Source organism: Albidovulum salinarum (assembly GCF_025673475.1).
GTDB classification, from domain to species: domain Bacteria; phylum Pseudomonadota; class Alphaproteobacteria; order Rhodobacterales; family Rhodobacteraceae; genus Albidovulum; species Albidovulum salinarum.
Window position 1 is genome coordinate 95,438 of the sequence record NZ_JAOVQO010000008.1, and the last position, 23,002, is coordinate 118,439.

General features: G+C 66.7%; 22 protein-coding genes. 14 read left to right on the forward strand and 8 right to left on the reverse strand.

All coding sequences use genetic code 11. The features are described from left to right. Positions 1-85: 85 nt before the first annotated feature. On the reverse strand, positions 86-1,192 hold the full coding sequence (leuB, locus tag OEZ60_RS09995; RefSeq protein WP_263335538.1) for a 3-isopropylmalate dehydrogenase: 1,107 nt from the start codon (positions 1,190-1,192) through the stop codon (positions 86-88). Between the two features lie 274 nt (positions 1,193-1,466). On the opposite strand from leuB, the gene OEZ60_RS10000 reads away from it, so the two are divergent. Further along, positions 1,467-1,907: a cupin domain-containing protein gene (locus tag OEZ60_RS10000; RefSeq protein WP_263335540.1), complete on the forward strand. Its 441-nt coding sequence runs from the start codon at positions 1,467-1,469 to the stop codon at positions 1,905-1,907. Between the two features lie 141 nt (positions 1,908-2,048). Here the strand turns inward: OEZ60_RS10000 and OEZ60_RS10005 are convergent, their stop codons facing one another. The 5 genes from OEZ60_RS10005 to leuC all read right to left on the reverse strand — a co-directional run bounded on the left by OEZ60_RS10005 (position 2,049) and on the right by leuC (position 6,875). Further along, entirely contained in the window at positions 2,049-3,104 is a 1,056-nt protein-coding gene (locus OEZ60_RS10005) for an endonuclease/exonuclease/phosphatase family protein (RefSeq protein WP_263335541.1), read from the reverse strand. A 32-nt stretch (positions 3,105-3,136) separates the two neighbouring features. Further along, entirely contained in the window at positions 3,137-3,973 is an 837-nt protein-coding gene (locus OEZ60_RS10010) for a hypothetical protein (RefSeq protein WP_263335542.1), read from the reverse strand. A 277-nt stretch (positions 3,974-4,250) separates the two neighbouring features. Beyond that, complete coding sequence (gene leuD / locus OEZ60_RS10015) at positions 4,251-4,856, reverse strand: 3-isopropylmalate dehydratase small subunit (protein WP_263335544.1); 606 nt, start codon at positions 4,854-4,856, stop codon at positions 4,251-4,253. 48 nt (positions 4,857-4,904) lie between these two features. Next, positions 4,905-5,432, reverse strand: a complete 528-nt coding sequence (locus OEZ60_RS10020) for an HdeD family acid-resistance protein (RefSeq protein ID WP_263335546.1) — start codon at positions 5,430-5,432, stop codon at positions 4,905-4,907. Between the two features lie 27 nt (positions 5,433-5,459). After that, positions 5,460-6,875 (reverse strand): 3-isopropylmalate dehydratase large subunit, encoded by a 1,416-nt coding sequence (gene leuC, locus OEZ60_RS10025; protein ID WP_263335547.1) that lies wholly within the window; start codon positions 6,873-6,875, stop codon positions 5,460-5,462. A gap of 254 nt (positions 6,876-7,129) precedes the next feature. On the opposite strand from leuC, the gene OEZ60_RS10030 reads away from it, so the two are divergent. From OEZ60_RS10030 to OEZ60_RS10065, 8 genes are all read left to right on the forward strand, one after another. Further along, entirely contained in the window at positions 7,130-8,476 is a 1,347-nt protein-coding gene (locus OEZ60_RS10030; protein WP_263335549.1) for a mechanosensitive ion channel family protein, read from the forward strand. A 153-nt stretch (positions 8,477-8,629) separates the two neighbouring features. After that, positions 8,630-9,001 carry a ribosome silencing factor gene (gene rsfS / locus OEZ60_RS10035; protein WP_263335551.1) on the forward strand — a complete coding sequence of 124 codons (372 nt, stop codon included), beginning with the start codon at positions 8,630-8,632 and terminating at the stop codon, positions 8,999-9,001. Further along, the gene (gene rlmH / locus OEZ60_RS10040) at positions 9,001-9,471 is read left to right on the forward strand and encodes a 23S rRNA (pseudouridine(1915)-N(3))-methyltransferase RlmH (protein ID WP_263335553.1); all 471 of its coding nucleotides are present in this window, start codon (positions 9,001-9,003) and stop codon (positions 9,469-9,471) included. The genes rsfS and rlmH overlap by 1 nt, the downstream gene beginning before the upstream one ends. 60 nt (positions 9,472-9,531) lie before the next feature. Then, positions 9,532-10,107 carry a hypothetical protein gene (locus tag OEZ60_RS10045; RefSeq protein ID WP_263335554.1) on the forward strand — a complete coding sequence of 192 codons (576 nt, stop codon included), beginning with the start codon at positions 9,532-9,534 and terminating at the stop codon, positions 10,105-10,107. 121 nt (positions 10,108-10,228) lie between these two features. Further along, positions 10,229-11,752: a 2,3-bisphosphoglycerate-independent phosphoglycerate mutase gene (gene gpmI, locus OEZ60_RS10050; RefSeq protein ID WP_263335556.1), complete on the forward strand. Its 1,524-nt coding sequence runs from the start codon at positions 10,229-10,231 to the stop codon at positions 11,750-11,752. Then, complete coding sequence (locus OEZ60_RS10055) at positions 11,749-12,888, forward strand: murein hydrolase activator EnvC family protein (RefSeq protein WP_263335557.1); 1,140 nt, start codon at positions 11,749-11,751, stop codon at positions 12,886-12,888. Before gpmI ends, OEZ60_RS10055 begins: the two co-directional genes overlap by 4 nt. A 3-nt stretch (positions 12,889-12,891) precedes the next feature. After that, on the forward strand, positions 12,892-14,232 hold the full coding sequence (locus tag OEZ60_RS10060; protein ID WP_263335560.1) for a S41 family peptidase: 1,341 nt from the start codon (positions 12,892-12,894) through the stop codon (positions 14,230-14,232). Continuing rightward, a complete protein-coding gene (locus tag OEZ60_RS10065) occupies positions 14,229-14,714 on the forward strand; it encodes an RNA pyrophosphohydrolase (protein WP_263335561.1) in 486 nt (161 codons plus the stop codon). Before OEZ60_RS10060 ends, OEZ60_RS10065 begins: the two co-directional genes overlap by 4 nt. 98 nt (positions 14,715-14,812) lie before the next feature. On the opposite strand, the gene OEZ60_RS10070 is transcribed toward OEZ60_RS10065, so the two are convergent. Further along, positions 14,813-15,676: a MurR/RpiR family transcriptional regulator gene (locus OEZ60_RS10070; RefSeq protein ID WP_263335563.1), complete on the reverse strand. Its 864-nt coding sequence runs from the start codon at positions 15,674-15,676 to the stop codon at positions 14,813-14,815. Positions 15,677-15,821: 145 nt separating this feature from the next. Between OEZ60_RS10070 and OEZ60_RS10075 the strand changes: the two genes are divergently transcribed. The 5 genes from OEZ60_RS10075 (at position 15,822) to OEZ60_RS10095 (ending at position 22,097) form a co-directional block, all read left to right on the forward strand. Beyond that, positions 15,822-16,784: a TAXI family TRAP transporter solute-binding subunit gene (locus OEZ60_RS10075; RefSeq protein WP_263335565.1), complete on the forward strand. Its 963-nt coding sequence runs from the start codon at positions 15,822-15,824 to the stop codon at positions 16,782-16,784. Between the two features lie 119 nt (positions 16,785-16,903). Beyond that, positions 16,904-19,537, forward strand: a complete 2,634-nt coding sequence (locus tag OEZ60_RS10080; RefSeq protein WP_263335566.1) for a TRAP transporter permease — start codon at positions 16,904-16,906, stop codon at positions 19,535-19,537. A 26-nt stretch (positions 19,538-19,563) separates the two neighbouring features. Continuing rightward, positions 19,564-19,989 carry a universal stress protein gene (locus OEZ60_RS10085; protein WP_263335569.1) on the forward strand — a complete coding sequence of 142 codons (426 nt, stop codon included), beginning with the start codon at positions 19,564-19,566 and terminating at the stop codon, positions 19,987-19,989. Between the two features lie 3 nt (positions 19,990-19,992). Beyond that, positions 19,993-21,321 carry an aspartate aminotransferase family protein gene (locus OEZ60_RS10090; protein ID WP_263335570.1) on the forward strand — a complete coding sequence of 443 codons (1,329 nt, stop codon included), beginning with the start codon at positions 19,993-19,995 and terminating at the stop codon, positions 21,319-21,321. After that, on the forward strand, positions 21,318-22,097 hold the full coding sequence (locus OEZ60_RS10095) for a beta-keto acid cleavage family enzyme (RefSeq protein WP_263335571.1): 780 nt from the start codon (positions 21,318-21,320) through the stop codon (positions 22,095-22,097). The genes OEZ60_RS10090 and OEZ60_RS10095 overlap by 4 nt, the downstream gene beginning before the upstream one ends. Here the strand turns inward: OEZ60_RS10095 and OEZ60_RS10100 are convergent. Then, entirely contained in the window at positions 22,092-22,976 is an 885-nt protein-coding gene (locus OEZ60_RS10100; protein WP_263335574.1) for a LysR family transcriptional regulator, read from the reverse strand. The two genes, OEZ60_RS10095 and OEZ60_RS10100, sit on opposite strands and share 6 nt — an antisense overlap. Positions 22,977-23,002 lie beyond the last annotated feature (26 nt).

The following is a 23,002-nucleotide window of genomic DNA, read 5'->3' on the forward strand; positions in this document are numbered from 1 at the left end:
GTTTCGCCCGCGGGACCCGGGAAGCAGGAAGGGGCGCCGAGGGCGCCCCTTTTCGCGTGGTATCGTGCCGCTTGAACGAGAGCGATCAGAGCGACGCGTCGAGCGCCGCAACGACCGCGTTGCCCATCTCGGCGGTCGAGACCGGCTTGCCGCCCTCGGGCCCCATCAGATCGGCGGTGCGGACGCCGTCGGCGAGCACCTTCTCCACCGCCTTCTCCAGCCGGTCGGCCTCCGCACCCTGGTCGAAGGAGTAGCGCAGCGCCATCGCGAAGGAGAGGATGCAGGCGATCGGGTTGGCCTTGCCCTGCCCGGCGATGTCGGGGGCCGAGCCGTGCACCGGCTCGTAGAGCGCCTTCGGCCGGCCGTTCGCCATCGGCGCGCCGAGCGAGGCCGAGGGCAGCATGCCGAGCGATCCGGTCAGCATCGCCGCGGCATCCGACAGGAGGTCGCCGAAGAGGTTGTCGGTGACGATCACGTCGAACTGCTTCGGCCAGCGGCAAAGCTGCATCGCGCCGGCATCGGCGTACATGTGGCTGAGTTCGACGTCGGGATATTCCTCGTCATGCACCTTCTGCACGACCTCGCGCCAGAGGATGCCCGATTCCATCACATTGGCCTTCTCCATCGAGCAGACCTTGTTCCCCCGCCGCCGCGCCAGTTCGAAGGCCGAGCGCGCGACGCGGGCGATCTCGGATTCCGTGTAGCGCTGGGTATTGATCCCCACCCGCTCGTTGCCCTCGGTGAAGATGCCGCGAGGCTCGCCGAAATAGACGCCCGAGGTCAGCTCGCGCACGATCATGATGTCGAGGCCCGCGACGACCTCCTTCTTCAGCGAGGAGAAGTCCGCCAAAGCGTCGAAGCACTGTGCCGGGCGCAGGTTCGAGAAAAGGTCCATCTCCTTGCGGAGCCTGAGGAGCCCGCGCTCGGGCTTCACCGAGAAGTCGAGCTTGTCGTATTTCGGCCCGCCGACCGCGCCGAGCAGCACCGCGTCGACCTCCTGCGCCTTCGCCATGGTCGCATCCGCGAGCGGCGTGCCATGCGCGTCGTAGGCAGCGCCGCCGACAAGATCCTCGCTGACGTCGAAGCGAAGCTCGCGCTTGTCGCCGTACCAGTCGATGATCTTCTTCACTTCGGCCATGACTTCGGGGCCGATCCCGTCGCCGGGCAGGATGAGGAGGGAGGGATTGGCCACGTCGGCACTCCTGAGGCTGGAAAGGGTTTCCGCTCGCCTAGCCAAAGCCCGACGCGGGGTCAAGCGCGGGGGCGTCGGAACGAGCGCCCGGATCACGCCGTGAGGCTCGGATTCGGGTTGGTTCTTCGTAGTCCGCACCTGTGCTAGGATGCCGTGTGGGCGAAACGGCCAGCGACGGCCCTAACCGGCCCAAAGATCCGGGATAACGGAGTTCGAGGCGTGCGTCCGCACCCAAGTGCCACCTGTCGAGCAGTACAGGCGAATTTGGGAGGACATGATGATCTCGATAAAAGCTGCCTTGTCTGGCGCCGCTCTGTTTTCGCTAGGGGTACTTGCCGGCAATTTGGACATTGCCGCAGGGAAGGCACAGGAGGCCGGTCCGACCGAGAATATCGGGATCGGTATCACGAAGTTGGGCGTCGTGCCGGAAGAGTCCATGATCAGGCAGATCGGTATCGACGGCTACTTTCTGCAATTGCGCATCGCCACGCTGGAACCCGGCGGCCAAGTTGCGCGGCATCAGCATGACACTCGTCCAGGCCTCGTCTATACATTGGAAGGTTCATGGATCGAAGGACGGCCGGATGGCGAACGCGAGTATCCGGCCGGAGAGGGTATCGCGCTGGTCGAGGACGCAGACGCCGATCACTGGTTTTTCAACCGCGGCGACGAGCCCGTGAAAGTCTTGATCTGCGACCTTGGGCTGGCCGGCTAGTCACTCGTGCGTCGCGCGGTGAGGGAAGAACCTCTCCGGAGGCGGGCGTCCGGACGTCTGTCGGATTGCGCGAGACCTTCCACCTGGAGCCTGCCGTGAAGGATTGGACGGAAATCCTGAGAGCTACGTCGTGGCCCGGCTTCAGGGAAGTTCGACATCGACCCAGACGAGACGGTGGCGCGAGGCGGCCTCGGCCTCGGCGGAACCGAGTTCCTCCGGCGCCGGCCACCAGACGCCGGAGCCAGCGACCGCGAGGTCGGCGGACGGCAGCACATAGTCGACGCGCAGGTTCCCCGGCCCCGGCGTGTCGCGCCAGTCGGCTGTGTCGAGCTTGGGATCGCCTCGTTGAGCGGCATTTGCGCCCCCCTGCTCTGCTCCCGCACGGACCGCACCGGTGCTCGACGGCACCGGATCCTGAAGCCGCGGATCCGTCAGCAGTGCCTCGAGTGCGCCTGCCCGACCGTCGCCGTCCACCGGGTCGAGGTTGGCGTCGCCGAGGATCACGAATGGCGCGGCCGGCGGCGCGAACGGCAACTCGCCGTCGATGAACCGCAGCCAGAACGCCGCCTCGTCATGGTTCCGGCGCCCGTTCCGGTCCTCCGGCCCGTCAAAGACCGGCGGCGTCGCGTGAAACGCAAGGAGCGTCAGCGACCGCCCATCGGCGAGCGTCACCGGCACCGCCCAATGCCCGGTGGTCGAGAGACGCTGGATCGCGGCCGCGTCAGAGGAAAGCGCCGCGCCACTGATCAGGGATTCGGGCAGGTCGCGCCAGAGGAAGGCGGAGAAATCCTGCGCGGTGGACGCTTCGATCGGCAGGCGCGACAGCACCGCCATTCCGCCCTCGCCCGCGAACCGGCCGAAACCCTGTGCGTCGCCCGGCCCGCCGAGTTTGCCGTCACCGTCGAGGTCGATGCCGCTCGCCCGCCCGGTATTCGGCCTGAGGGCGAAATGATGCGGATAGGCCATCCCATGCGCCGCGATCCGCTGCGCGAAGGCCTCAAGCGCGACCCCGTCGAGGTCATAGTCGAACCCGGCCAGCAGGATCACGTCCGGCGCCGCCGTCGCGATCACCTCGGAGGCGGCCTCGACCTGGCGGTCCGCGCCGGTCAGGATATCGCGCAGGAGAAGCCCCGGCCCCTCGCGCGTCAACTCGGCATTGAAGGTCGCGATCCGCAGCGTCTCGGACTTCGCCGGCATCGTGGTGAACGTGGCCGCGACGGCAGCGGCGATCAGACGGGAAGCAGCTCGGCCTCGGCAGCCATGTGGTTCTGCTTTCGCTTCTCGGCGATCATCCCGGCGATACGGCTCATCGCGATGCCGCGCATGAGGAGGGAAGCAGGAAGGAAAGCCCATGCGCTCATCGTCCAAATCAGGGTCTGCGGGCTTTGGAGCGTCACCGGTGAGAAGGCCAGCGACGCGAGCTTCACCGCCGCGGGAACGAGGAACGGTAGAAGGATGCCGAGCAGGATGTTGAAACGTGCGTCGCGCTGAAGCCGGCTGACGACATCGCCGCCGCGGGTCGGATCAAATGTCGGCAGGTTGATCCAGACATTGAAGGTGCCGATCCGCGCTGGCCAGCCAATCACCCGCATCGACGCGACGAAGGCGATCAGCGTCAGGAGCGAGATCATGTAGCTGATCCCCGACGCCGTGCGCACTAACTGCAGATGTTCGAGGCTTATGTCCTCGGGCAGCATCAGCACCACGAGACGCACCGGGCTGTAGGGCACATCGATCGCCTCGCCGAGGCGGCTGCCGAGCACCTCGATGAACGTCGTCAGGGTCGTCGGCTGGCTCTGGCCGCGCACGAGGGTCGAGAGGAGGAGAACCGTCGCGAAGAGCGACAGGAACCGCAGCCGGTTGAACGGCGGCGCATCGCGGAATTCCACTACTCCGGGATAGGTCGAGGCATATTCGAAGAAGGTCAGAGCCGCAGCGAAAAGGGCAACCAGGGCAACGATTTGCGTGGTGTCGCTACTCACATGGGGCAGCATGAGCGAGGGCGTCGCCACTAGCACCATTATCAACACTGCGCGCACCAGCGCACCTGTGAGCTGCGAAATCACTGCCCTACGTCCCCTGTCCGGCTGAAGCCGGTTCTTTGCCTCGCCTTGCGATCGGCGTCACTCCGCCAATCGTGGCGCTTGGCCTCAATTGTGACCGATTCTTGCCCAAATCGACCTCCACAACAACCAATGATGAGGTAGACCAAGGCTTTCGGACCTTTTCGTGGTGCAAGTGGTGCGACATTGCATCATTTCATGAGCAAGAATCCGCCGAGAATGGTTCAAAAATAAGGCCGCCCAAGAGGGCGGCCGAAATTTCATCGTGTTGACAATGGGTTCACACCCAGGGGCGAGCCTGCGCCGCACTGCTTTCGAACGCGTCGATCGCCGCAGCTTTTTCAAGCGTCAGGCCGATATCGTCGAGTCCGTTCAGCAGGCAATGCTTGCGGAACGCATCCACTTCGAAGCCGAAGCTCTGCCCGTCGGAGCTCGTCACGGTCTGTACCTCAAGGTCCACGGTCATGCGCGCGTTGGCGCCCTTGCGGGCATCCCCCATGAGCACATCGACGGCGTCCTGGGGCAGCACGATCGGCAAGATGCCGTTCTTGAAGCAGTTGTTGAAGAAGATGTCGGCGAAGCTCGTGGAGATCACGCAGCGGATGCCGAAGTCGAGCAGCGCCCAGGGGGCGTGCTCGCGCGAGGAGCCGCAGCCGAAGTTGTCGCCCGCGACGAGGATCTGCGCGTCGCGGTAGGCCGGCTGGTTGAGCACGAAGCTCTCGATCTCCGACCCGTCTGCGTTGTAGCGCATCTCGTCGAAGAGGTTCTTGCCGAGCCCTGACCGCTTGATCGTCTTCAGGAACTGCTTGGGGATGATCATGTCGGTGTCGATGTTCACGAGTGGCATCGGCGCCGCGATCCCGGTCAGGGTTGTGAATTTGTCCATGCTTGTCTCCGTCGGAACCGGGCACAGCCCGCGTTCCGGTTCAGTGTTTTACTTGAGCCTTCCGCCCATCGCGCGGAGGAAGAACGCCATCACGACGAACCCCGCCCCGTTGAAGAGCAGTTCGATACCGAGAAGGATCCCGAGGATGTTGACCGAAGCGGTGGCGAAATTCGCGAGGATGTAGCCGCCGAGCAGCACCGAAAGGGCGCCCGAAATCAGCATTGGCCAGAAAAACCGCGTGTCCCGCATACGCCAAGAAAAGGCGATCCGCACGATCCCGCTGCTGATCAGCAGGATCACGATCAGAAACGCCAGCGAGATCAAGCCTTCCAGCGGGTTGAAGAGGAAGGACACCCCCAGGAAGGCCATCAGCGCTCCGAGAAGGACGCTGAAGAACTTGCTGGCAGTGCCCTCTGCCGAGAATCCGCCGACAATCTGGAAAGCGCCGCTGACGAGGAACACGACACCTGTGAGTGTAGTGACCGCCAGGGACGCCGCGAAGGTATTGCCCAGGACGATCACGCCGAACACGACCGACAGAACACCCAGCAGCAGATATTTCAGCCATTCCTTCATCGAAAACCGCTCCTCGTACGTTGCACTTCAGGCATGGGTTAGCATGAAGTCCCGTACATCTGTCAGGTGCCCCGTAACCGCCGCCGCCGCGGCCATCGCGGGGCTCATCAGATGGGTGCGCCCACCCCGGCCCTGACGGCCCTCGAAGTTGCGGTTCGAGGTCGCCGCGCAGCGTTCGCCCGGGCTGAGCTGGTCGGGGTTCATCGCGAGGCACATCGAGCAGCCAGCGAGCCGCCATTCGAACCCGGCGTCGATGAAGATCTGCGCCAGACCTTCCTCTTCCGCCTGCGCGCGCACGAGGCCCGAGCCCGGCACGACCATCGCCCGGATCCCGTCGGCAATCTTCTTGCCCTTGAGAATCTCGGCCGCCGCCCTGAGATCCTCGATCCGGCCGTTGGTGCAGGAGCCGATGAACACCGTGTCGATCTTGATGTCGGTCAGCTTCTGGCCCGGAGTCAGGCCCATGTATTCGATCGACCGCGCCGCGGCTTCGACCTTGCCGCCCTTGAAGTCCTCGGGCGAGGGCACGGCGCCGGTGATCGGCAGCACGTCCTCGGGGCTCGTGCCCCAGGTCACGACCGGGGCGATGTCCTCGCCCTTCAGCGTCACGACCTTGTCGAAATGCGCGCCCTCGTCGGTCTTGAGCGTCTTCCACCAGGTCAGTGCGGCTTCCCACTGCGCGCCCTTCGGCGCGTGGGGCCGGCCCTTCACATACTCGAAGGTCTTCTCGTCCGGCGCGATCAGGCCGGCCCGCGCGCCGCCCTCGATCGCCATGTTGCAGACGGTCATGCGGCCTTCCATCGACAGGTCGCGGATCGCCTCGCCGCAGTATTCGATGACATAACCGGTGCCGCCGGCGGTGCCGGTCGCGCCGATCACCGACAGGGTGATGTCCTTGGCGGTGACGCCCGGCCTGAGCTTGCCGGTGATCTCCACCTTCATGTTCTTCGACTTCTTCTGGATCAGCGTCTGGGTGGCGAGCACATGCTCCACTTCCGACGTGCCGATGCCATGCGCCAGCGCTCCGAAGGCGCCGTGCGTCGCGGTGTGGCTATCCCCGCAGACCACGGTCATGCCCGGCAGGGTCCAGCCCTGTTCGGGACCGACGATATGGACGATGCCCTGGCGGATGTCGGAGACGGGGTAGTAGTTGATGCCGAAATCCCTGGCGTTCTTGTCGAGCGCCTCGACCTGGATCCGGCTTTCCTCGTTCTCGATCCCCTTCTCGCGGTCGAGCGTCGTCGGCACGTTGTGGTCCGGCACCGCGATGGTCTTTTCCGGCGCCCGCACCTTGCGGCCGGTCATGCGCAGGCCCTCAAAGGCCTGCGGCGAGGTCACCTCGTGGACGAGGTGGCGGTCGATATAGAGAAGGCAGGTGCCATCGTCCTGAGTGTCGACGACATGTGCATCCCAGATCTTGTCATAGAGGGTCTTGGGGGACATCGGTCCGCTCCCGTTGAACTGTTGAGAGAAGGGCAGTGACTGTTTGCGCCGCGCGCGCGATCAGGCGCGGGCAAGCACGCTGAGCGTCGCTCCGAAGAAGCGCCAGGGCAGGCGCGCACGGTCATCCATGTCGAAAATGCGCTTCATGCGCGCAGGAGATACACTTTGGCCCCGAGTCCCGCAAGCGAAAGCGCGAGCCTTGCCACCGCCGCCGCGATGCTGGCACAAGAAGGCAGGACCAGGGAAAGGGCCAGATGGAAGGCGAATACGAAACGATCCTGTCCGGCCTCGAAGAGCTGTGGTCGATGCTCTGGCTCAACCTGCGGCTCCTGTGGTTGCCCAACCAGCTCGGCCAGCTGGCCACGATCCTCAGCTGCGTTGCCCTGGCCTGGCTTCTGGACCGCCAGATCGGTCCGAAGTTCGAGGACTGGATCCGGTCGCTGGAGGGCCGGCCGAAGTGGCAACTGCGCTGGCTTATCGTGCTGCGCAACCGGATGGCACTGGCGTATTTCGCGACGCTTTGCTGGCTCGCCTCTGGCGCGTTCTCGCTCATCTACACCTTCCCGTCGCGCCGCTACCTGCTCACGCTGGCCGCGACGATCGCCACGGCGTGGCTCTTCATCCGCATCGCGGCCCAGGTGGTGCGCAACCGCTCCCTCAGGCGGCTGACGGTCTGGGGCCTGACGATCTACGCCACGATCTACTATCTCGGCCTCGTCGACGAGGCGGCGATCCTGCTCGACGACATCTCGATCGAGTTCGGCGACTTCAAGCTCAGCGTCCTGGCGATCCTCAAGGCGGCCATCGTCACCGCATTGCTGGTGATCGCCGCGCGCACGGCGTCGCACACGGCCGCGAGACGGATCGGCGCGAACGAGGACATCAGCCCCTCGATGCGCGTGCTGACAGTGAAGTTCCTGCAGATCACGCTCTACTCGGCAGCCTTCTTCATCGGCCTGAAGGCGGTGGGGTTCGATCTGACCGGGCTCGCGGTCCTGTCGGGCGCCATCGGCCTCGGCCTTGGCTTCGGCCTGCAGAAGGTGGTGTCGAACCTCGTCTCGGGCGTGATCATCCTGCTCGACAAGTCGATCAAGCCCGGCGACGTCATCTCGCTCGGTGACACTTTCGGCTGGATCGAGGAACTCGGCGCGCGCTACGTCTCGGTCGTCACCCGCGACGGCAAGGAATACCTGATCCCGAACGAGGACCTGATCACGGGCCAGGTGGTGAACTGGTCCCATACGAACCAGTTCGTCCGGATCGACCTCTTCTTCGGCACCGCCTACGGCGATGATCCCCATCTCGTGCGCAAGATCGCGATCGAGGCGGCCCATTCGGTGAAACGCGTGCTGAGTTCCCGGCCCGCCGTCTGCCACATCACCGGCTTCGGCGACAGTTCGGTCGACTACATCCTGCGCTTCTGGATCTCCGATCCGGTCGAGGGGCTGACCAATGTGCGCGGCAATGTCTATCTGGCGCTCTGGGACGCGTTCAAGAAACACGGGATCTCGATCCCGTTCCCCCAGCGCGAGGTCACGGTGCTGAAGGGCTCGGAACTGCGGACCGAGACCATCCGGCCACGCCCCGACACCGGAAGCTGACCCCTGGGCCGGCCGTCATTGAGCTTTCCCCCCCGCGATGCTACCGTGGGATCATGACCAGCGCCGGGGTCGGGTCGGCGCACATCCCAGGAGGACGATGTCCTGTTTCATACTGCAAAGGCGGCCGCGTCTCAGGCCGCAGGGCCGGTGCCAATGACGGCAGAGCCCACCGAGATCCAGAGCGACGTTCTGCTCGCCCGGATTCTCTCCTCCCTCGATGACGACAAGGCCGAAGACGTGGTGACGATCGATCTCCGCGGGCGGTCCTCCGTCGCCGATTACATGGTGATCTGCTCGGGGCGCTCCTCGCGCCAGGTCGCGGCGATCGCCGAGAAGCTGGTGGAACGGCTGAAGCACGAGTTCGGCCGCAACTGCAAGATCGAAGGCAAGGATGCCGGCGACTGGGTGCTGATCGACAGCCAGGACGTCGTGGTTCACGTCTTCCGTCCGGAAGTGCGCGAGTTCTACCAGCTCGAGAAGATGTGGATGCCCGCCGGCGCGGGACTGGCCTCGCGCCAGAACTGATGCGCCTGCACATCTGCGCCGTGGGCCGGCTCCGGGCCGGACCGGAGCGTGCGCTGGTCGATGACTACCTGACACGGTTCGACAGGACGGGCCGGGCCTTGGGCCTCGGCCCGGTTTCCGTTCACGAGGTCGAGGACAGGAAGGGCGGCGGCATGGAGGCCGAGGCGCCGCTCCTGCGCCGCGCGGTTCCCGCGGGCGCCCTTCTCGCCATCATGGACGAACGCGGCCGCACCATGTCCTCTCCGGAATTCGCCGAGATGCTGGCGCGCTGGCGCGACGCCGGCCGGCAGGACGTCGCCTTCCTGATCGGCGGCGCCGACGGGCTCGCGCCCGGCCTGCGGGCCGATGCGGACCAGGCGATCTCGTTCGGGGCGATGGTCTGGCCGCACATGCTGGTCCGGGTGATGCTGGCCGAACAACTCTACCGCGCCGCCTCGATCCTCGCCGGCGCGCCCTATCACCGGGTCTGAGCAGCGGTTTCTTCCCTTTCCGCCCGCGTGGTAGGCTGCGGGAAAGGAAGGAACGCGACAATGACCCCAGATCTTCGCTTGCGCCGGATCCTGCCGGCCCTCTGCCTCCTCGCCGCCTTCGCCGCACCTTTCGAGCCCGCCGCGGCACAAGACGCGAAGGAAGCCGCGCGGATGCTCGGTGCCGACGAGCGCCGGATGGACACCATCTACACGCTCGACTACGCGATGCGCGAACTGATGTGGCACCAGAGCATGTCGATCCTCGCGGCCTATGGCGGCTACAACTCCTATGAGCGCACTGATGGCAGCGCGAATTCCGGCGACCTCCGGCGGCTTACGAACCGCATCGGCCTGAATCGCGAAAGCCTGGCCGATTTCCGCCGCACCTTTGCCCGGGACCGGGACCTGCCGGAGGAGGATGCCGGGCTGGTCACCGGCGTGGCGGAGGATTACGAGGACCTCCTCGCTGCAGCCGAAACTGTCGCGGAACTTCTTGACGCGAGCGATGCAGAGGCCGCGAACATCGCCTATCGCGATGGCTCCGTGCCGGTCGCCAAGTCGATCGGCGCCGATCTCTACACGCCGCGCCGCGCCGCCCGTGACCGATTTCAGAGGACGGCACGGGCGCAGCGCTGATCACGGCCCCAATCAGAACGGGACCACCCGACCCGCCGGGAGGCGGCGGCCTTGCCCGCGCCCTGTTGCGGAGGCGCCCACGCCGTCCTAGAAGGTGCGGCACAAGAGGAAGGAGCCGTCAATGCCGAACCCCCGCCCCGTCGTCCTCTGCATCCTCGACGGCTGGGGCCTGCGCGCCGAGACCGAGGGCAACGCGGTCGCGCTCGGCCAGACCCCGGCCTTCGACCGGATCATGGCCTCCTGCCCGAACGCGCGACTGGTGACGCACGGTCCGGATGTCGGGCTGCCCTCGGGCCAGATGGGCAATTCCGAGGTCGGCCACACGAATATCGGCGCAGGCCGGGTGGTGGCGATGGATCTCGGCCAGATCGACCTCGCGATCGAGGACCGCTCGTTCTTCTCCAATGCCGCGATCGCGGCCTTCATCCAGACGCTGAAGGCCGATGGCGGCACCGCGCACCTGATGGGCGTGGTCTCGGACGGCGGCGTCCATGGCCATATCGACCATGTCCTCGCCGCCTGCGAGATGATCGCGGGCGCCGGTGTGCCCGTGGTGCTCCACGCTGTCACCGATGGCCGCGACGTCGCGCCGAAATCGGCCGACAGCTTCGTCGCCGACCTGGTCGCGCGCCTGCCCGAAGGCGCGAAGGTCGGCACCGTGACCGGGCGCTATTTCGCGATGGACCGCGACAACCGCTGGGACCGGGTGGAGCGCGCCTATGCCGCGATGATGAAGGCCGAAGGTCTCACCGCCGCCTCCGCGCCCGAGGCCGTCGCCGCCGCCTATGCGCGCGGCGAGACCGACGAATTCATCCAGGCCACGGTGATCGACGGCTACCAGGGCGCGAAGGACGGCGACGGCTTCTTCTGCCTCAACTTCCGCGCCGACCGGGCCCGCGAGATCCTGCTCGCCGTGGGCGAGGACGACTTTGCAGGCTTCGCGCGCGGCATCCGCCCGCACTGGAGCGCGATCCTCGGCATGGTCGACTATTCCAAGACCCACGACGCCTTCATGGCCGCGGCCTACCCGAAGCGCCCGGTCGCGAACACGCTCGGCGCTTGGGTGGCGGTGCACGGGCTGAAACAGTTCCGCATCGCCGAGACCGAGAAGTACCCCCACGTCACCTTCTTCCTCAACGGAGGCAAGGAAGTGCCGGAGGAGGGCGAGGACCGCCACATGGCCCCCTCGCCCAAGGTCGCGACCTACGACCTTCAGCCCGAGATGTCGGCCCCCGAGGTTTCCGACACGCTCGTCGCCGCGATCGGCAGGGGCTACGACCTCATCGTGGTGAACTACGCCAATCCCGACATGGTCGGCCACACCGGCGATCTCTCCGCCGCGATCGCCGCCGTCGAGGAGGTCGACCGCGGCCTCGCCCGCGCGATGATCGCGCTCGAGGCGGCCGGCGGGGCGATGATCGTCACCGCCGACCACGGCAATTGCGAGATGATGATCGACCCCGAGACCGGCGGGCCGCACACCGCGCACACGACGAACCCGGTGCCGGTCGTGCTGGTCGGCGGACCGGAGGGCGTGACGCTCCGTAACGGCCGCCTCGCCGACCTCGCGCCGACGCTGCTCGACCTGATGGGCCTCGACCTGCCGCCCGAGATGACCGGCCGGACACTCATCGAACGCGCATGAGGCTGCCCGCCCTCCTCCTCGCGCTTGCGTTTGCGCCCGGCCTGCCCCCCGCCGCCTCTGCGGAGGATCCCGCGGTCCCGGCAGCCGAACAGGCCGCGGAGAACCTGCGCGGCGCGATTGAGGCATTGAACTCTGCTCATGGGTCGCGCGACCGGGTGGCCGCGCTCACCCGGACGATCCAGGCCTACGAGGACGGGCTTGCCTCGTTGCGCGACACGCTCCGCCGTGCCTCGCTGCGGGAGGCGGAGATCGCCGCCGATTTCGACGCCAAGCGCGACCGGATCGGCCAGCTTCTCGGCGTGATGTCGGCGATGGAGCGCGATTCGGCACCGCTCCTGCTGCTGCATCCCGACGGTCCGGTCGGCGCCGCGCGATCCGGCATGATCCTCTCCGCCGTCGCCCCCGCGCTGGAGACCGAGGCCGACGCGCTTGCCGCCCAGCTCGCCGAACTTGCGCACCTCCGGCAGCTCCAGTCGGAGACGGCAGAGATGCTGGCCAAGGGCCTCGCGGGTGCGCAGGGCGCGCGGACCGCGCTCAGCAAGGCGATCCAGGACCGCACCGACCTTCCCCAGCGGTTCCTTGACGATCCCGAGGAGGTGACCGCGCTGGTGGCGAGCGCCGACAGCCTCGACGCCTTCGCGAACGGGCTCGCCGCGATGGAGACCGATATCGGCGCGCCGATGGACGATTTCGCCGGCGCGAAGGGCGCGCTGCCGCTGCCGGTGCGCGGCACACTCCTGCGCGGCGCCGGCGCGGCCGACGCCGCCGGCATCCGCCGCCCCGGCATCCTTGTCGAGACCAGCCCCGGCGCTCTGGTCACAGCGCCCTGGCCGGCGACGATCCGCTACCGCGGCCCGCTGCTCGACTACGGAAATGTGATGATCGTTGAGCCGGCATCGGGTTATCTTCTGGTACTTGCCGGGCTGGGCACCGTTTACGGGGATACCGGAGACGTGCTCGAAGCCGGCGCGCCGATCGGCCTCATGGGCGGCGCGGCGCCCGGTGAAGGGCTCACCGACGCCGAGTCCAAGGAAACCGGTGGCGAAGTGCGCACGGAAACGCTTTATATAGAGTTGAGACAGGGCAAGGAGCCCGTGGACCCCGGCCCTTGGTTCATTGAGACAAGGAAAGACTGAGCGATGAGGAAATTCGTGATGGCCGCGCTCGGCGGCACGCTTGCCGGCGTAGTGCTGACGACGCAGGTGGCGGGCCCCCTGGTCGCGCAGGAATCCGGCAGCGGCGGCTCGGTCTATGAACAGCTCGACCTCTTCGGCGACATCTTCGAGCGGATCCGCGCCCAATATGTCGAGCAGGTTGACGAGGGCAAGCTGATCGAGGCCGCGATCAACGGCATGCTGACCTCGCTCGACCCGCATTCGAGCTACCTCGCGCCGGACGCCTTCGACGACATGCGGGTCCAGACCCGCGGCGAGTTCGGCGGCCTCGGCATCGAGGTCACGCAGGAGGAGGGCTTCGTCAAGGTCGTCTCGCCGATCGACGGCACCCCGGCCTTCGACGCCGGAATCCAGGCCGGCGACTTCATCACCCATGTCGACGGCGAGAGTGTGCTTGGCCTCACGCTCGACCAGGCGGTCGACAAGATGCGCGGGCCGGTCGGCTCGGAAATCGTCATCACCGTCGCCCGCGAAGGCACCGACGAGCCGTTCGACGTCTCGATCATCCGCGACACGATCAAGCTCACCGCGGCACGCGGCCGGCTCGAGGGCACGACCGTCGTGCTGCGCGTGACGACGTTCAACGACCAGACCTACGACAACATGGCCGAGGGGTTGAAGACCGCGGTCGAGGAAGCCGGCGGCATCGACAAGGTCAACGGCATCGTCCTCGACCTGCGCAACAACCCGGGCGGCCTGCTGACCCAGGCGATCGAGGTCTCCGACGCCTTTCTCGACAAGGGTGAGATCGTCTCCACCCGCGGCCGCAACCCGCAGGACAGCGAACGCTTCAACGCCGAGCCCGGTGACCTGGCAGATGGCAAGCCGATGGTCGTGCTGATCAACGGCGGCTCGGCCTCAGCCTCCGAGATCGTCACCGGCGCACTGCAGGACCACCGCCGCGCCATCGTCGTCGGCACCAAGTCGTTCGGCAAGGGCTCGGTCCAGACGGTGATCCCGCTCCGCGGCGAGGGCGCGATGCGGCTGACCACCGCGCGCTACTACACGCCGTCGGGCCGCTCGATCCAGGCGCTCGGCATCTCGCCCGACATCGTCGTCGAACAGCCGCAGGCGAAGCCGGAAGAAAGCGCGGAAGCCGAGAGCTCGGCCGCGAGCCGCAGCCGCTCCGAGGCCGACCTGCGCGGCGCGATCTCCAACGATTCGATGACCGAGGACGAGCGCCGGATGCTGGAGGAGGAGCAGAAGAAGGCCGAGGCCGCCGCCAAGCTGCGCGGGGAGGATTATCAGCTCGCCTATGCGATCGACATCCTCAAGGGGCTCTCGGCCATCGCGGCGGCTGAATGACGCCGGAGGCGATTGCGCGCCTGCCCTACCGGCCCTGCGTCGGCGTCGTCCTGATCGACGCGCGGGGCCGGATCTTCGCCGGCCAGCGCAAGGACAGCGAGATCCCGGCCTGGCAGATGCCGCAGGGCGGGATCGACGATGGCGAAAAGCCGCGCAAGGCGGCTTTGCGGGAGCTGCGGGAGGAAACCGGGATCCCCGAGGATCTCGTCGAGTTCGTCGCCAAGTCGCCGGACTGGGTGACCTACGACCTTCCCGGTCACCTGGTCGGGAAGGTCTGGGGTGGCAGGTTCCGTGGCCAGAAACAGCGCTGGTTCCTGTTCCGCTTCAAGGGTACCGACGACCAGATCGACATTGCGACCGAGCATCCGGAATTCTCCGAATGGCGCTGGGTGACGGCGAACGAGATGCTCGCTGCGATCGTGCCCTTCAAACGCGCGGTCTACGAGGAAGTTGTCACTGCGTTCCGGCCGCATCTCGCCTGAGTGTAGCGTCACGATTGCGTTGGGGAGAGAAAATCTTTGAAGATTTTTTCCAAGAAAATTGAATTTTCTTGGACCGGCGGGACCGACGGGACCTGGCATCACACTCTTACATACCCGCCGAACCGCTGGATGCGCGCCTCGAAGTCGCGCACGTTCTGCGCCGCCTGACCCGATCGTGCCGCCATGGCCGCGAGCAGCATCTCGACCACGATGAAGGCGGAGTTGAGAGAGGGCATGAACTGCGGCCCCGCCATCGGCAGCGGGATCACCTGCCAGGCTCCGCGAGCGATCGGGGACCGATGGCTGTCGGTCAGCGCGAGGATCCGCCCGCCGCAGTCGCGGGCGATCTGGCAGGCGCGCACCACCTCGGTTGAATAGTGCTCGAAGCTGATCGCGACGACGATGTCGTCGGGGCCGACCTGCGAGAGCTGGTCCATGATCGCGCCCGGCTGAGCGGGCACGGTGGCGAAGTTGCCGAAAGCCATGCCGCCGACGTAGGAAAAGTAGTGCGCGATCGAATAGCAGCTCCGGACCCCGATCGAATGCACCCGCCGCGCCGCCAGCATCGGCTCGATCACCCCCTCGAGAAGGCTCTGCATCTCGGCCGAGAACACGACCTCGGCATTGGCGCGGTTGGCAGCGATGAGATCGCTGAAAACGTCGGTCCCGGTGCGGTTATGGAGCGCCGCGGCCCGCGCCGAATAGTCGATCGTACGGCTCCTCAGGGCGGTCTGAATCTCCGAGCGGAACGCGTCGTAGCCGTCGAAGCCGAGCTCCTTGGCGAGCCGGATCACGGTATTGGAATTGACCCCGGCTTGTTCCGCAAGCCCCCGAATCGAGTTGAAGGCGACCTCCGCATAGTGGTCGAGCACCCAGGAGGCGAAGCTCGCCAGCGCGGGCGTCCCCTCGCTGGCGATCCGGGTCAGGTCGGCATTCAGTTTTTCGAGCGATTTCACTGCCATGGCCGACCTTACGCATTCCGCGCGGCGGCAACACCCCCGGCGTGGCATCCGTCGCGATAACTCATTTGCGTTACTTTATTGACAGACATAACACAAATGCATCATTTCTAGGTAAAGCAAATTACAATGGGAGAGGAGATTTCGTATGAAACATGCAACATTCGCGGCCCTGGTCGCGTTGGGCCTTGCCGCCGCTCCGGGCGTCGCCCAGGAAAGCTTCATTTCGATCGGCACCGGCGGCGTGACCGGCGTGTACTACCCGACCGGCGGCGCGATCTGCCGGATGATGTCCAAGACCCGCGCCGAGCACGGCATCCGCTGCGGCGTCGAATCGACCGGCGGCTCGGTCTACAACGTCAACGCGGTCCGCGCGGGCGAGTTGCAGTTCGGCGTCGCGCAGTCCGACGTTCAGTTCAAGGCGATGAACGGCGAAGGCACCTTCGCCGAGAACGGTGCCAACCCCGACCTGCGCTCGGTCTTCTCGATCCATCCGGAGCCCTTCACGGTCGTCGCGCGCGCCGATGCAGGCGTGGCGAATTTCGAGGATCTCAAGGGCAAGCGGGTGAACGTCGGCAATCCCGGCTCCGGTCAGCGCGATACGATGGAAGTGGTGATGGCCGAGATGGGCTGGACCATGTCCGACTTCTCGCTCGTGTCCGAGCTCCAGGGCGCCGAGCAGAGCCAGGCGCTCTGCGACAACAACATCGATGCGATGGTCTATACGGTCGGCCATCCGTCAGGCTCGATCCAGGAGGCGACCACCGCCTGCGACTCGGTACTCGTGAACGTCGCCGGCCCGGCCGTCGACGCGCTGGTCGAGAAGCACCCCTATTACCGCAAGGCCACGATTCCCGGCGGCATGTACCGCGGCACCGACGCCGACGTCCAAACCTTCGGCGTCGGCGCGACTCTCGTGACCTCGGCCTCGGTTCCCGAGGAGACGGTCTATGCGCTCGTCAAGGCGGTGTTCTCCGACATCGACCAGTTCCGCGGCCTGCATCCGGCCTTCGCAAATCTCGACCCGAAGGAAATGACGAAAGAAGGTCTCTCGGCGCCGCTTCATCCCGGTGCGGAGAAGTACTTCCGCGAGGCCGGGCTCATCGAGTGACCCACGCGATCTGAAAGCAGCCGAATACCGAGGCTGCCTCTCGCGGGGCGCCGCACCTGACCCGGCGCCCCGTCTGACTTCCCGCCACCACCGTCCTGCATGCGCGAAGGGGAACGACGATGAGCGAGAATACCGAAGCCAAGGCCACCCAACTCAGCGATGACGAGCTTCAGGATCTGGTCGCCTCGACCGACACCGGGGGACGGGTCCCTGAAAGCCGCGCGGTGGCGCTTCTGATCTCGGGCCTCGCGCTCGGCTGGTCGCTGTTCCAGCTCTGGATCGCCCAACCGCAGCTCTGGTTCGGCCAGTACCTGCCGGTGATGAACTCGACCCAGACCCGGCCGATGCACCTCGCCTTCGCGATCACGCTAGCGTTTCTCGCCTATCCCGCGCTGAAGACCTCGCCGCGCAACCGGGTGCCCGTTTTCGACTGGATCCTCGCGGCCGTGGGCTTCTTCTGCGCCTTCTACATCTTCGCCTTCTCGAACCACCTCGCCATGACCGCGCGCTCCGGCCTGCCGACGCAGGCCCAGATCATCATCGGCGCCGTGGGCATCGTCGTCCTCCTCGAAGCCTCGCGCCGCGCGCTCGGCCCTGCGCTCACCATCGTCGGCTCGCTCTTCCTTCTTTACGCCTACATGGGCCAGGGCTGGCTCATCCCCGACATCATCGAGCACAACGGGCTCTCGTTCACCTCGATCGTGAACGCCCAGTGGCTCGACACCGGCGGCGTCTTCGGCATTCCGCTCGGCGTCTCGACCGCCTTCGTCTTCCTCTTCGTGCTCTTCGGCGCGATCCTCGACAAAGCCGGGGCGGGCAACTACTTCATCCAGCTCGCCTTTGCCGGCCTCGGGCATCTGCGCGGCGGACCAGCCAAGGCCGCCGTCGTGGGTTCCGCCATGACCGGGCTCATCTCGGGTTCCTCGATCGCCAACGTCGTCACCACCGGCACCTTCACCATTCCGCTGATGAAACGCGTCGGCTTTTCGTCGGAAAAGGCCGGCGCGGTCGAGGTGGCCAGTTCGGTCAACGGCCAGATCATGCCGCCCGTGATGGGCGCTGCCGCCTTCCTGATGGTCGAGTTCGTCGGCATCTCTTACGTCGAGGTGATCAAGCACGCCTTCATCCCGGCGGTGATCTCCTACATCGCGCTGGTCTACATCGTGCATCTGGAGGCCTTGAAGAAGGACATGCCGGCGCTCGGCGAGGCGAAGTCGCTGGCCCAGATGTTCCTCAAGATCTTCATCGGCTTCGTCGTCGCCGGCGCGGCCTTCACCGGTCTCATCTACGGCATCCAGGGCCTGCGTGCCGCCGCACCCGGCATCGCCGACTGGGTCGTGCTCGCCGCGATCGCCGTCGTCTACGTTATGGCGATCCGCACTGCCGCCGGGCGCGAGGATCTGGCGCTGGACGACCCGAACGCGAAGGAATTCCACCTGCCGACCGTGGCGCAGGTCTTCCCGACCGGGCTTCACTTCATCCTGCCGATCCTCGTCCTCGTCTGGTTCCTCATGGTCGAGATGCAGTCACCCGCGAAATCCGCCTTCTACGCGGTGGCGGCGATGCTCGTGATCATCGTCACCCAGCGACCACTCAAGGCGATGTTCCGTGGCGAGAACGTCGGAGAGGCCACGCGCGCCGGCTTCGACGACCTGATCGAGGGCATGATCGCCGGCGCCCGCAACATGATCGGCATCGGCGTCGCCACCGCGGCGGCAGGCATCATCGTCGCCACCGTCACCAAGACGCCGATCGGCACCGAGCTCGCCGGGCTCGTCGAGGTCCTGTCGGGCGGCAACCTGATGCTGATGCTCCTCTTGATCGGGGTCTTCTCGCTGATCCTCGGCATGGGCCTGCCGACGACCGCGAACTACATCGTCGTCTCCTCGCTCATGGCCTCGGTCGTGGTGACGCTCGGCGCGCAGGAAGGGCTGATCGTGCCCCTGATCGCAGCGCATCTCTTCGTCTTCTACTTCGGCATCATGGCCGACGTGACGCCGCCGGTGGGGCTTGCATCCTTCGCCGCCGCCGCGGTCTCGGGGGGCGATCCGATCCGCACCGGCTTCACCGCCTTCTTCTACTCGATGCGGACCGTCGCGCTGCCGTTCCTGTTCATCTACAACCCGACGCTGATCCTCTACGGCATCGACCTCGGGACCTGGACCGGGATCCTGCAGGCGACCTTCGTCTTCATCGTCGCGACCTTCGCGATGCTTCTCTTCGCCGCCGCGACGCAGGGCTATTTCCTCGCCCGCTCGCGGATCTGGGAAAGTGCCGCACTCCTCCTGGTGGCGTTCACGCTCTTCGTGCCGGGGTTCTGGCTCAACCGGGTCTCCGACCCGTTCCACGAAAGCCCGCCGACCGAACTTGCCGCCGCCCTCGACGCGGCCGGTCCCGGCGAGCGCATCCGCTTCATCGTCTCGGGCCCCTCCTTCACCACCGGCGGCTCGACCCAGACGACGCTGGTCCATACCGTGGCCGAGGACGAGCCGGCGACCGGCCGCGCCGAGGCGGCGGGCCTCTTCCTCCTGCCCGAGGGCGACAAGCTCTACATGGACGAGCCGATGTTCGGCACGCCCTACCAGGAAAAGCTCTCCGGCTTCGACTTCTACACCGAGGAGCGAGTGGAGGTGGTGAGCGTCCTTTCACCGGCCAACCGGATGCCGAAGCAGGTGTTCTACATCCCGGCGCTCGCGCTTCTGGGGCTGGTGATCCTGCTCCAGCGCCGCCGGCAGACCAAACCAGCCTTCTGAGGCCCACAAACCGAGGAGTGACAGCCATGGCCAAGACGATCCTTCTCGCCGTCGACATCAACAACGAGGAGACGAGCAAGGCGCCTCTCGCCGCCGCGCTCGACCTCGCCCATGACGGCGGCGTGATCCATGTCGTCTGCGTCGTGCCCGATTTCGGCCTGCCGCAGGTCTCGGGCTTCTTTCCCGAGGGCTACGAGCAGAAGATGCTGCACAAGTTCGGCGAGGCACTCGCCGCCTGGATCCAGACCCATGTGCCAAAGGGGATCGAGACCCATCCCCATGTCGCCCACGGCACGATCTACGACGAGGTGGTCAAGGCCGCCGACAAGCTGAATGTCGACGTCATCGTCATCGGCTCGCACCGGCCGGTGCTGAAGGACTACCTCCTTGGCCCCAACGCCGCGCGCGTCGTTCGTCACGCCCGCCAATCCGTCTATGTCGCTAGGAGCTGACTCTTGCCCAACCACATCTTCGGCCGGTCCACGAAGGGGACCCTGCCAACAGCCGTCAAGGGCGACGGCTGCTACCTGATCGACTCCTCGGGGAAACGCTATCTCGATGGCTCCGGCGGCGCCGCGGTGTCCTGCCTCGGCCATTCCGACGCAAAGGTGCGCACCGCATTGCATGACCAACTCGACCGCGTGGCCTTCGCCCATACAGGCTTCTTCACCTCCGACCCGGCCGAGGCCCTGGCCGACCGGCTGATCGCCGAGGCGCCCGAGGGCATCGACCGCGTTTACCTCGTCTCCGGCGGCTCCGAGGCGGTGGAGGCGGCGTTGAAGCTCGCCCGCCAGTATTTCCTCGAGACCGGCCAGCCCTCCCGCCACCGCGTCATCGCAAGGCGGCAAAGCTATCACGGCAACACGCTCGGCGCGCTGGCGACGGGCGGCAACGAATGGCGCCGCGCCCAGTTCCGGCCGCTGCTGGTCGAGACCACCCATATCGCGCCCTGCTACGAATACCGCGACCGCGCCGAGGGCGAGACCCAGGAGGCTTACGGCCAGCGCGCCGCCGAGGAGCTGGAGGCGGAAATCCGGCGCCTCGGCCCCGAGACGGTGATGGCCTTCGTCGCCGAGCCCGTGGTCGGCGCCACCGCCGGCGCGGTTCCGGCCGTGCCGGGCTATCTCAGGCGCATCCGCGAGATCTGCGACCGCCACGGTATCCTCCTGATCCTCGACGAGGTGATGTGCGGGATGGGCCGGACCGGCCACCTCTTCGCCTGCCTCGAGGACGGAGTCGCGCCCGACATGATCACCATCGCCAAGGGGCTCGGTGCCGGCTACCAGCCGATCGGCGCCCTCCTTTGCACCGGGGCGATCTACGAGGCGATCAAGGCCGGCTCCGGCTTCTTCCAGCACGGCCATACCTACATGGGCCACGCGATGGCCGCGGCGGCGGCGAACGCCGTCCTCAGCCGCATTCTCGACGACGGGCTCCTGCCGCGCGTCCGCGAACAGGGCGCGAAGCTCGACGCCGCGCTCCGCGACCGGTTTGGCCAGCACCCCCATGTCGGCGACATCCGCGGCCGCGGCCTCTTTCGCGGGGTGGAACTGGTGGCGGATCGCGAAACCAAGACGCCGTTCGATCCCGCGCGGAAGCTCAACGCGAAGATCAAGGCCGAAGCCTTCGCCGAGGGGCTGATCTGCTACCCGATGGGGGGCACGATCGACGGCCAGCGTGGTGACCATGTCCTGCTCGCGCCGCCCTTCATCATCGAGGATGCGCAGATCGGCGAACTGACGACCAAGCTCGCGACCGCAATCGACCGGGCGCTGGCTGCATGACCCTGCCGCGGATCATGGTCGCCCCGAACGGCGCCCGCCTGACCAAGACGGACCACCCCGCGCTGCCGATGACCATCCCCGAGATCACCGCCACCGCCCGCGCCTGTCAGGCGGCCGGCGCGGGCGGCCTCCATGCCCATGTCCGCGACGCGGAGGGCGCGCATGTGCTCGACGCGGGCCTCTATTCCGAACTTCTCGCCGAACTCGCACACGAAGCCCCCGGCCTCTATGTCCAGATCACCACCGAGGCGGTCGGCCGCTACAGCCCCGCCGAACAGCGGGCCCTCGTGGAAACACTCCGCCCTGCTGCCGTCTCGGTGGCGCTCCGCGAGATCACGGCCGAAGAGGACGACCGGATCACCGCCCGCTTCTTCGCCGCCTGCGCCGAGGCGGGGACCGAGGTCCAGCACATCCTCTACGATGCGGCCGACACCGGGCATCTCGCCCGGCTGGTCGCGAGTGGCACGATCCCGGCCAGGAACCTCGCTGTCCTGCATGTCCTCGGCCGCTATACGGCGGGCCAGGTTTCGAGCCCCGCCGATCTCGATCCGCCCCTTGCCGCGCAAGACGCGGCGGGCCTCGCCCCCGACTGGGCGGTCTGCGCCTTCGGCGCGGCCGAGACCGACTGCCTCCTCGCCGCGCTCAGGCAGGGCGGCAAGGCCCGGATCGGCTTCGAGAACAACCGGCTGAACCACGACGGCAGCATCGCCGCCGACAACGCCGAGCGTGTCCGCGACCTCGTGGCGGCCGCCCGCGCCGAGGGGCTTTCGCTATAGCCGCGAGATCCCCTGCGCCTCGCGCAGGAGTGCGGCGAGAACCGGGGTGTGCGGCTCGCGATGCGGCGCGATCAGTCCGATCGCATGGCGCGCCGCGACATCCTTCAGGGGAATGATCCGCACCGGCTTTCCGGCGCCGAGGAACTCGGCCATCTCCACCGGCAGGATCGTCGCCCAGCGCCCCGCCGCGACATGCGATATCAGCACCACCGTGGAGTTCGACTCCACCGCACCGGTGACCGTTCGCCCGGCCTCCTGGAAATTCTGGTTGATGATCCGCCGGTTCTGCATGTCGGGGGTGAGAAGGCAAAGCGGCTCATCCGCGATCTCGTCCCAGCCGACCTCGACCCGGTCGGCGAGCGGGGAATCCTCGGCGCAGACGAAGGTGTAGCTCTCGCGGTAGAGCGGCACGGTGACGACCCGACCGAGGGGCTCGTTGTCGAGATAGGAGATGCCCGCATCGACCTCGAGGTTCTCGATCATCGACAGGATCTCGATCGAGGTCCGGGACAGGATCGTGAAGCGCACGTTGGGATGGGCGCGCCCGAACCGCCCGGTGAGATCGGCGACGGTCGTGAGCGCGGTCGGGATCACCGCGAGCCGCAGATTGCCCGCGAGCCCCTGCCTGACCGCCCGCATCTCCTCGCGCATGGTGCGGGTGTCGGCGACGATCTGGCGCGCCCAGACCAGCACCCGGCTGCCCTCGGGCGTCAGCCCGCCATAGCGCGAGCCGCGCCAGACAAGCTGCACGCCAAGCTGCGCCTCAAGCGCCTTGATCCCCGCCGAGAGCGTCGGCTGTGTCACCCCCAGACTCTCCGCCGCGCGACCGAAATGCCCCTCGCGGGAAAGCGCGATGAACATCTCCAGCTTGTCGATCATGTGCGACCGAGCCCCTCATCTTGCCG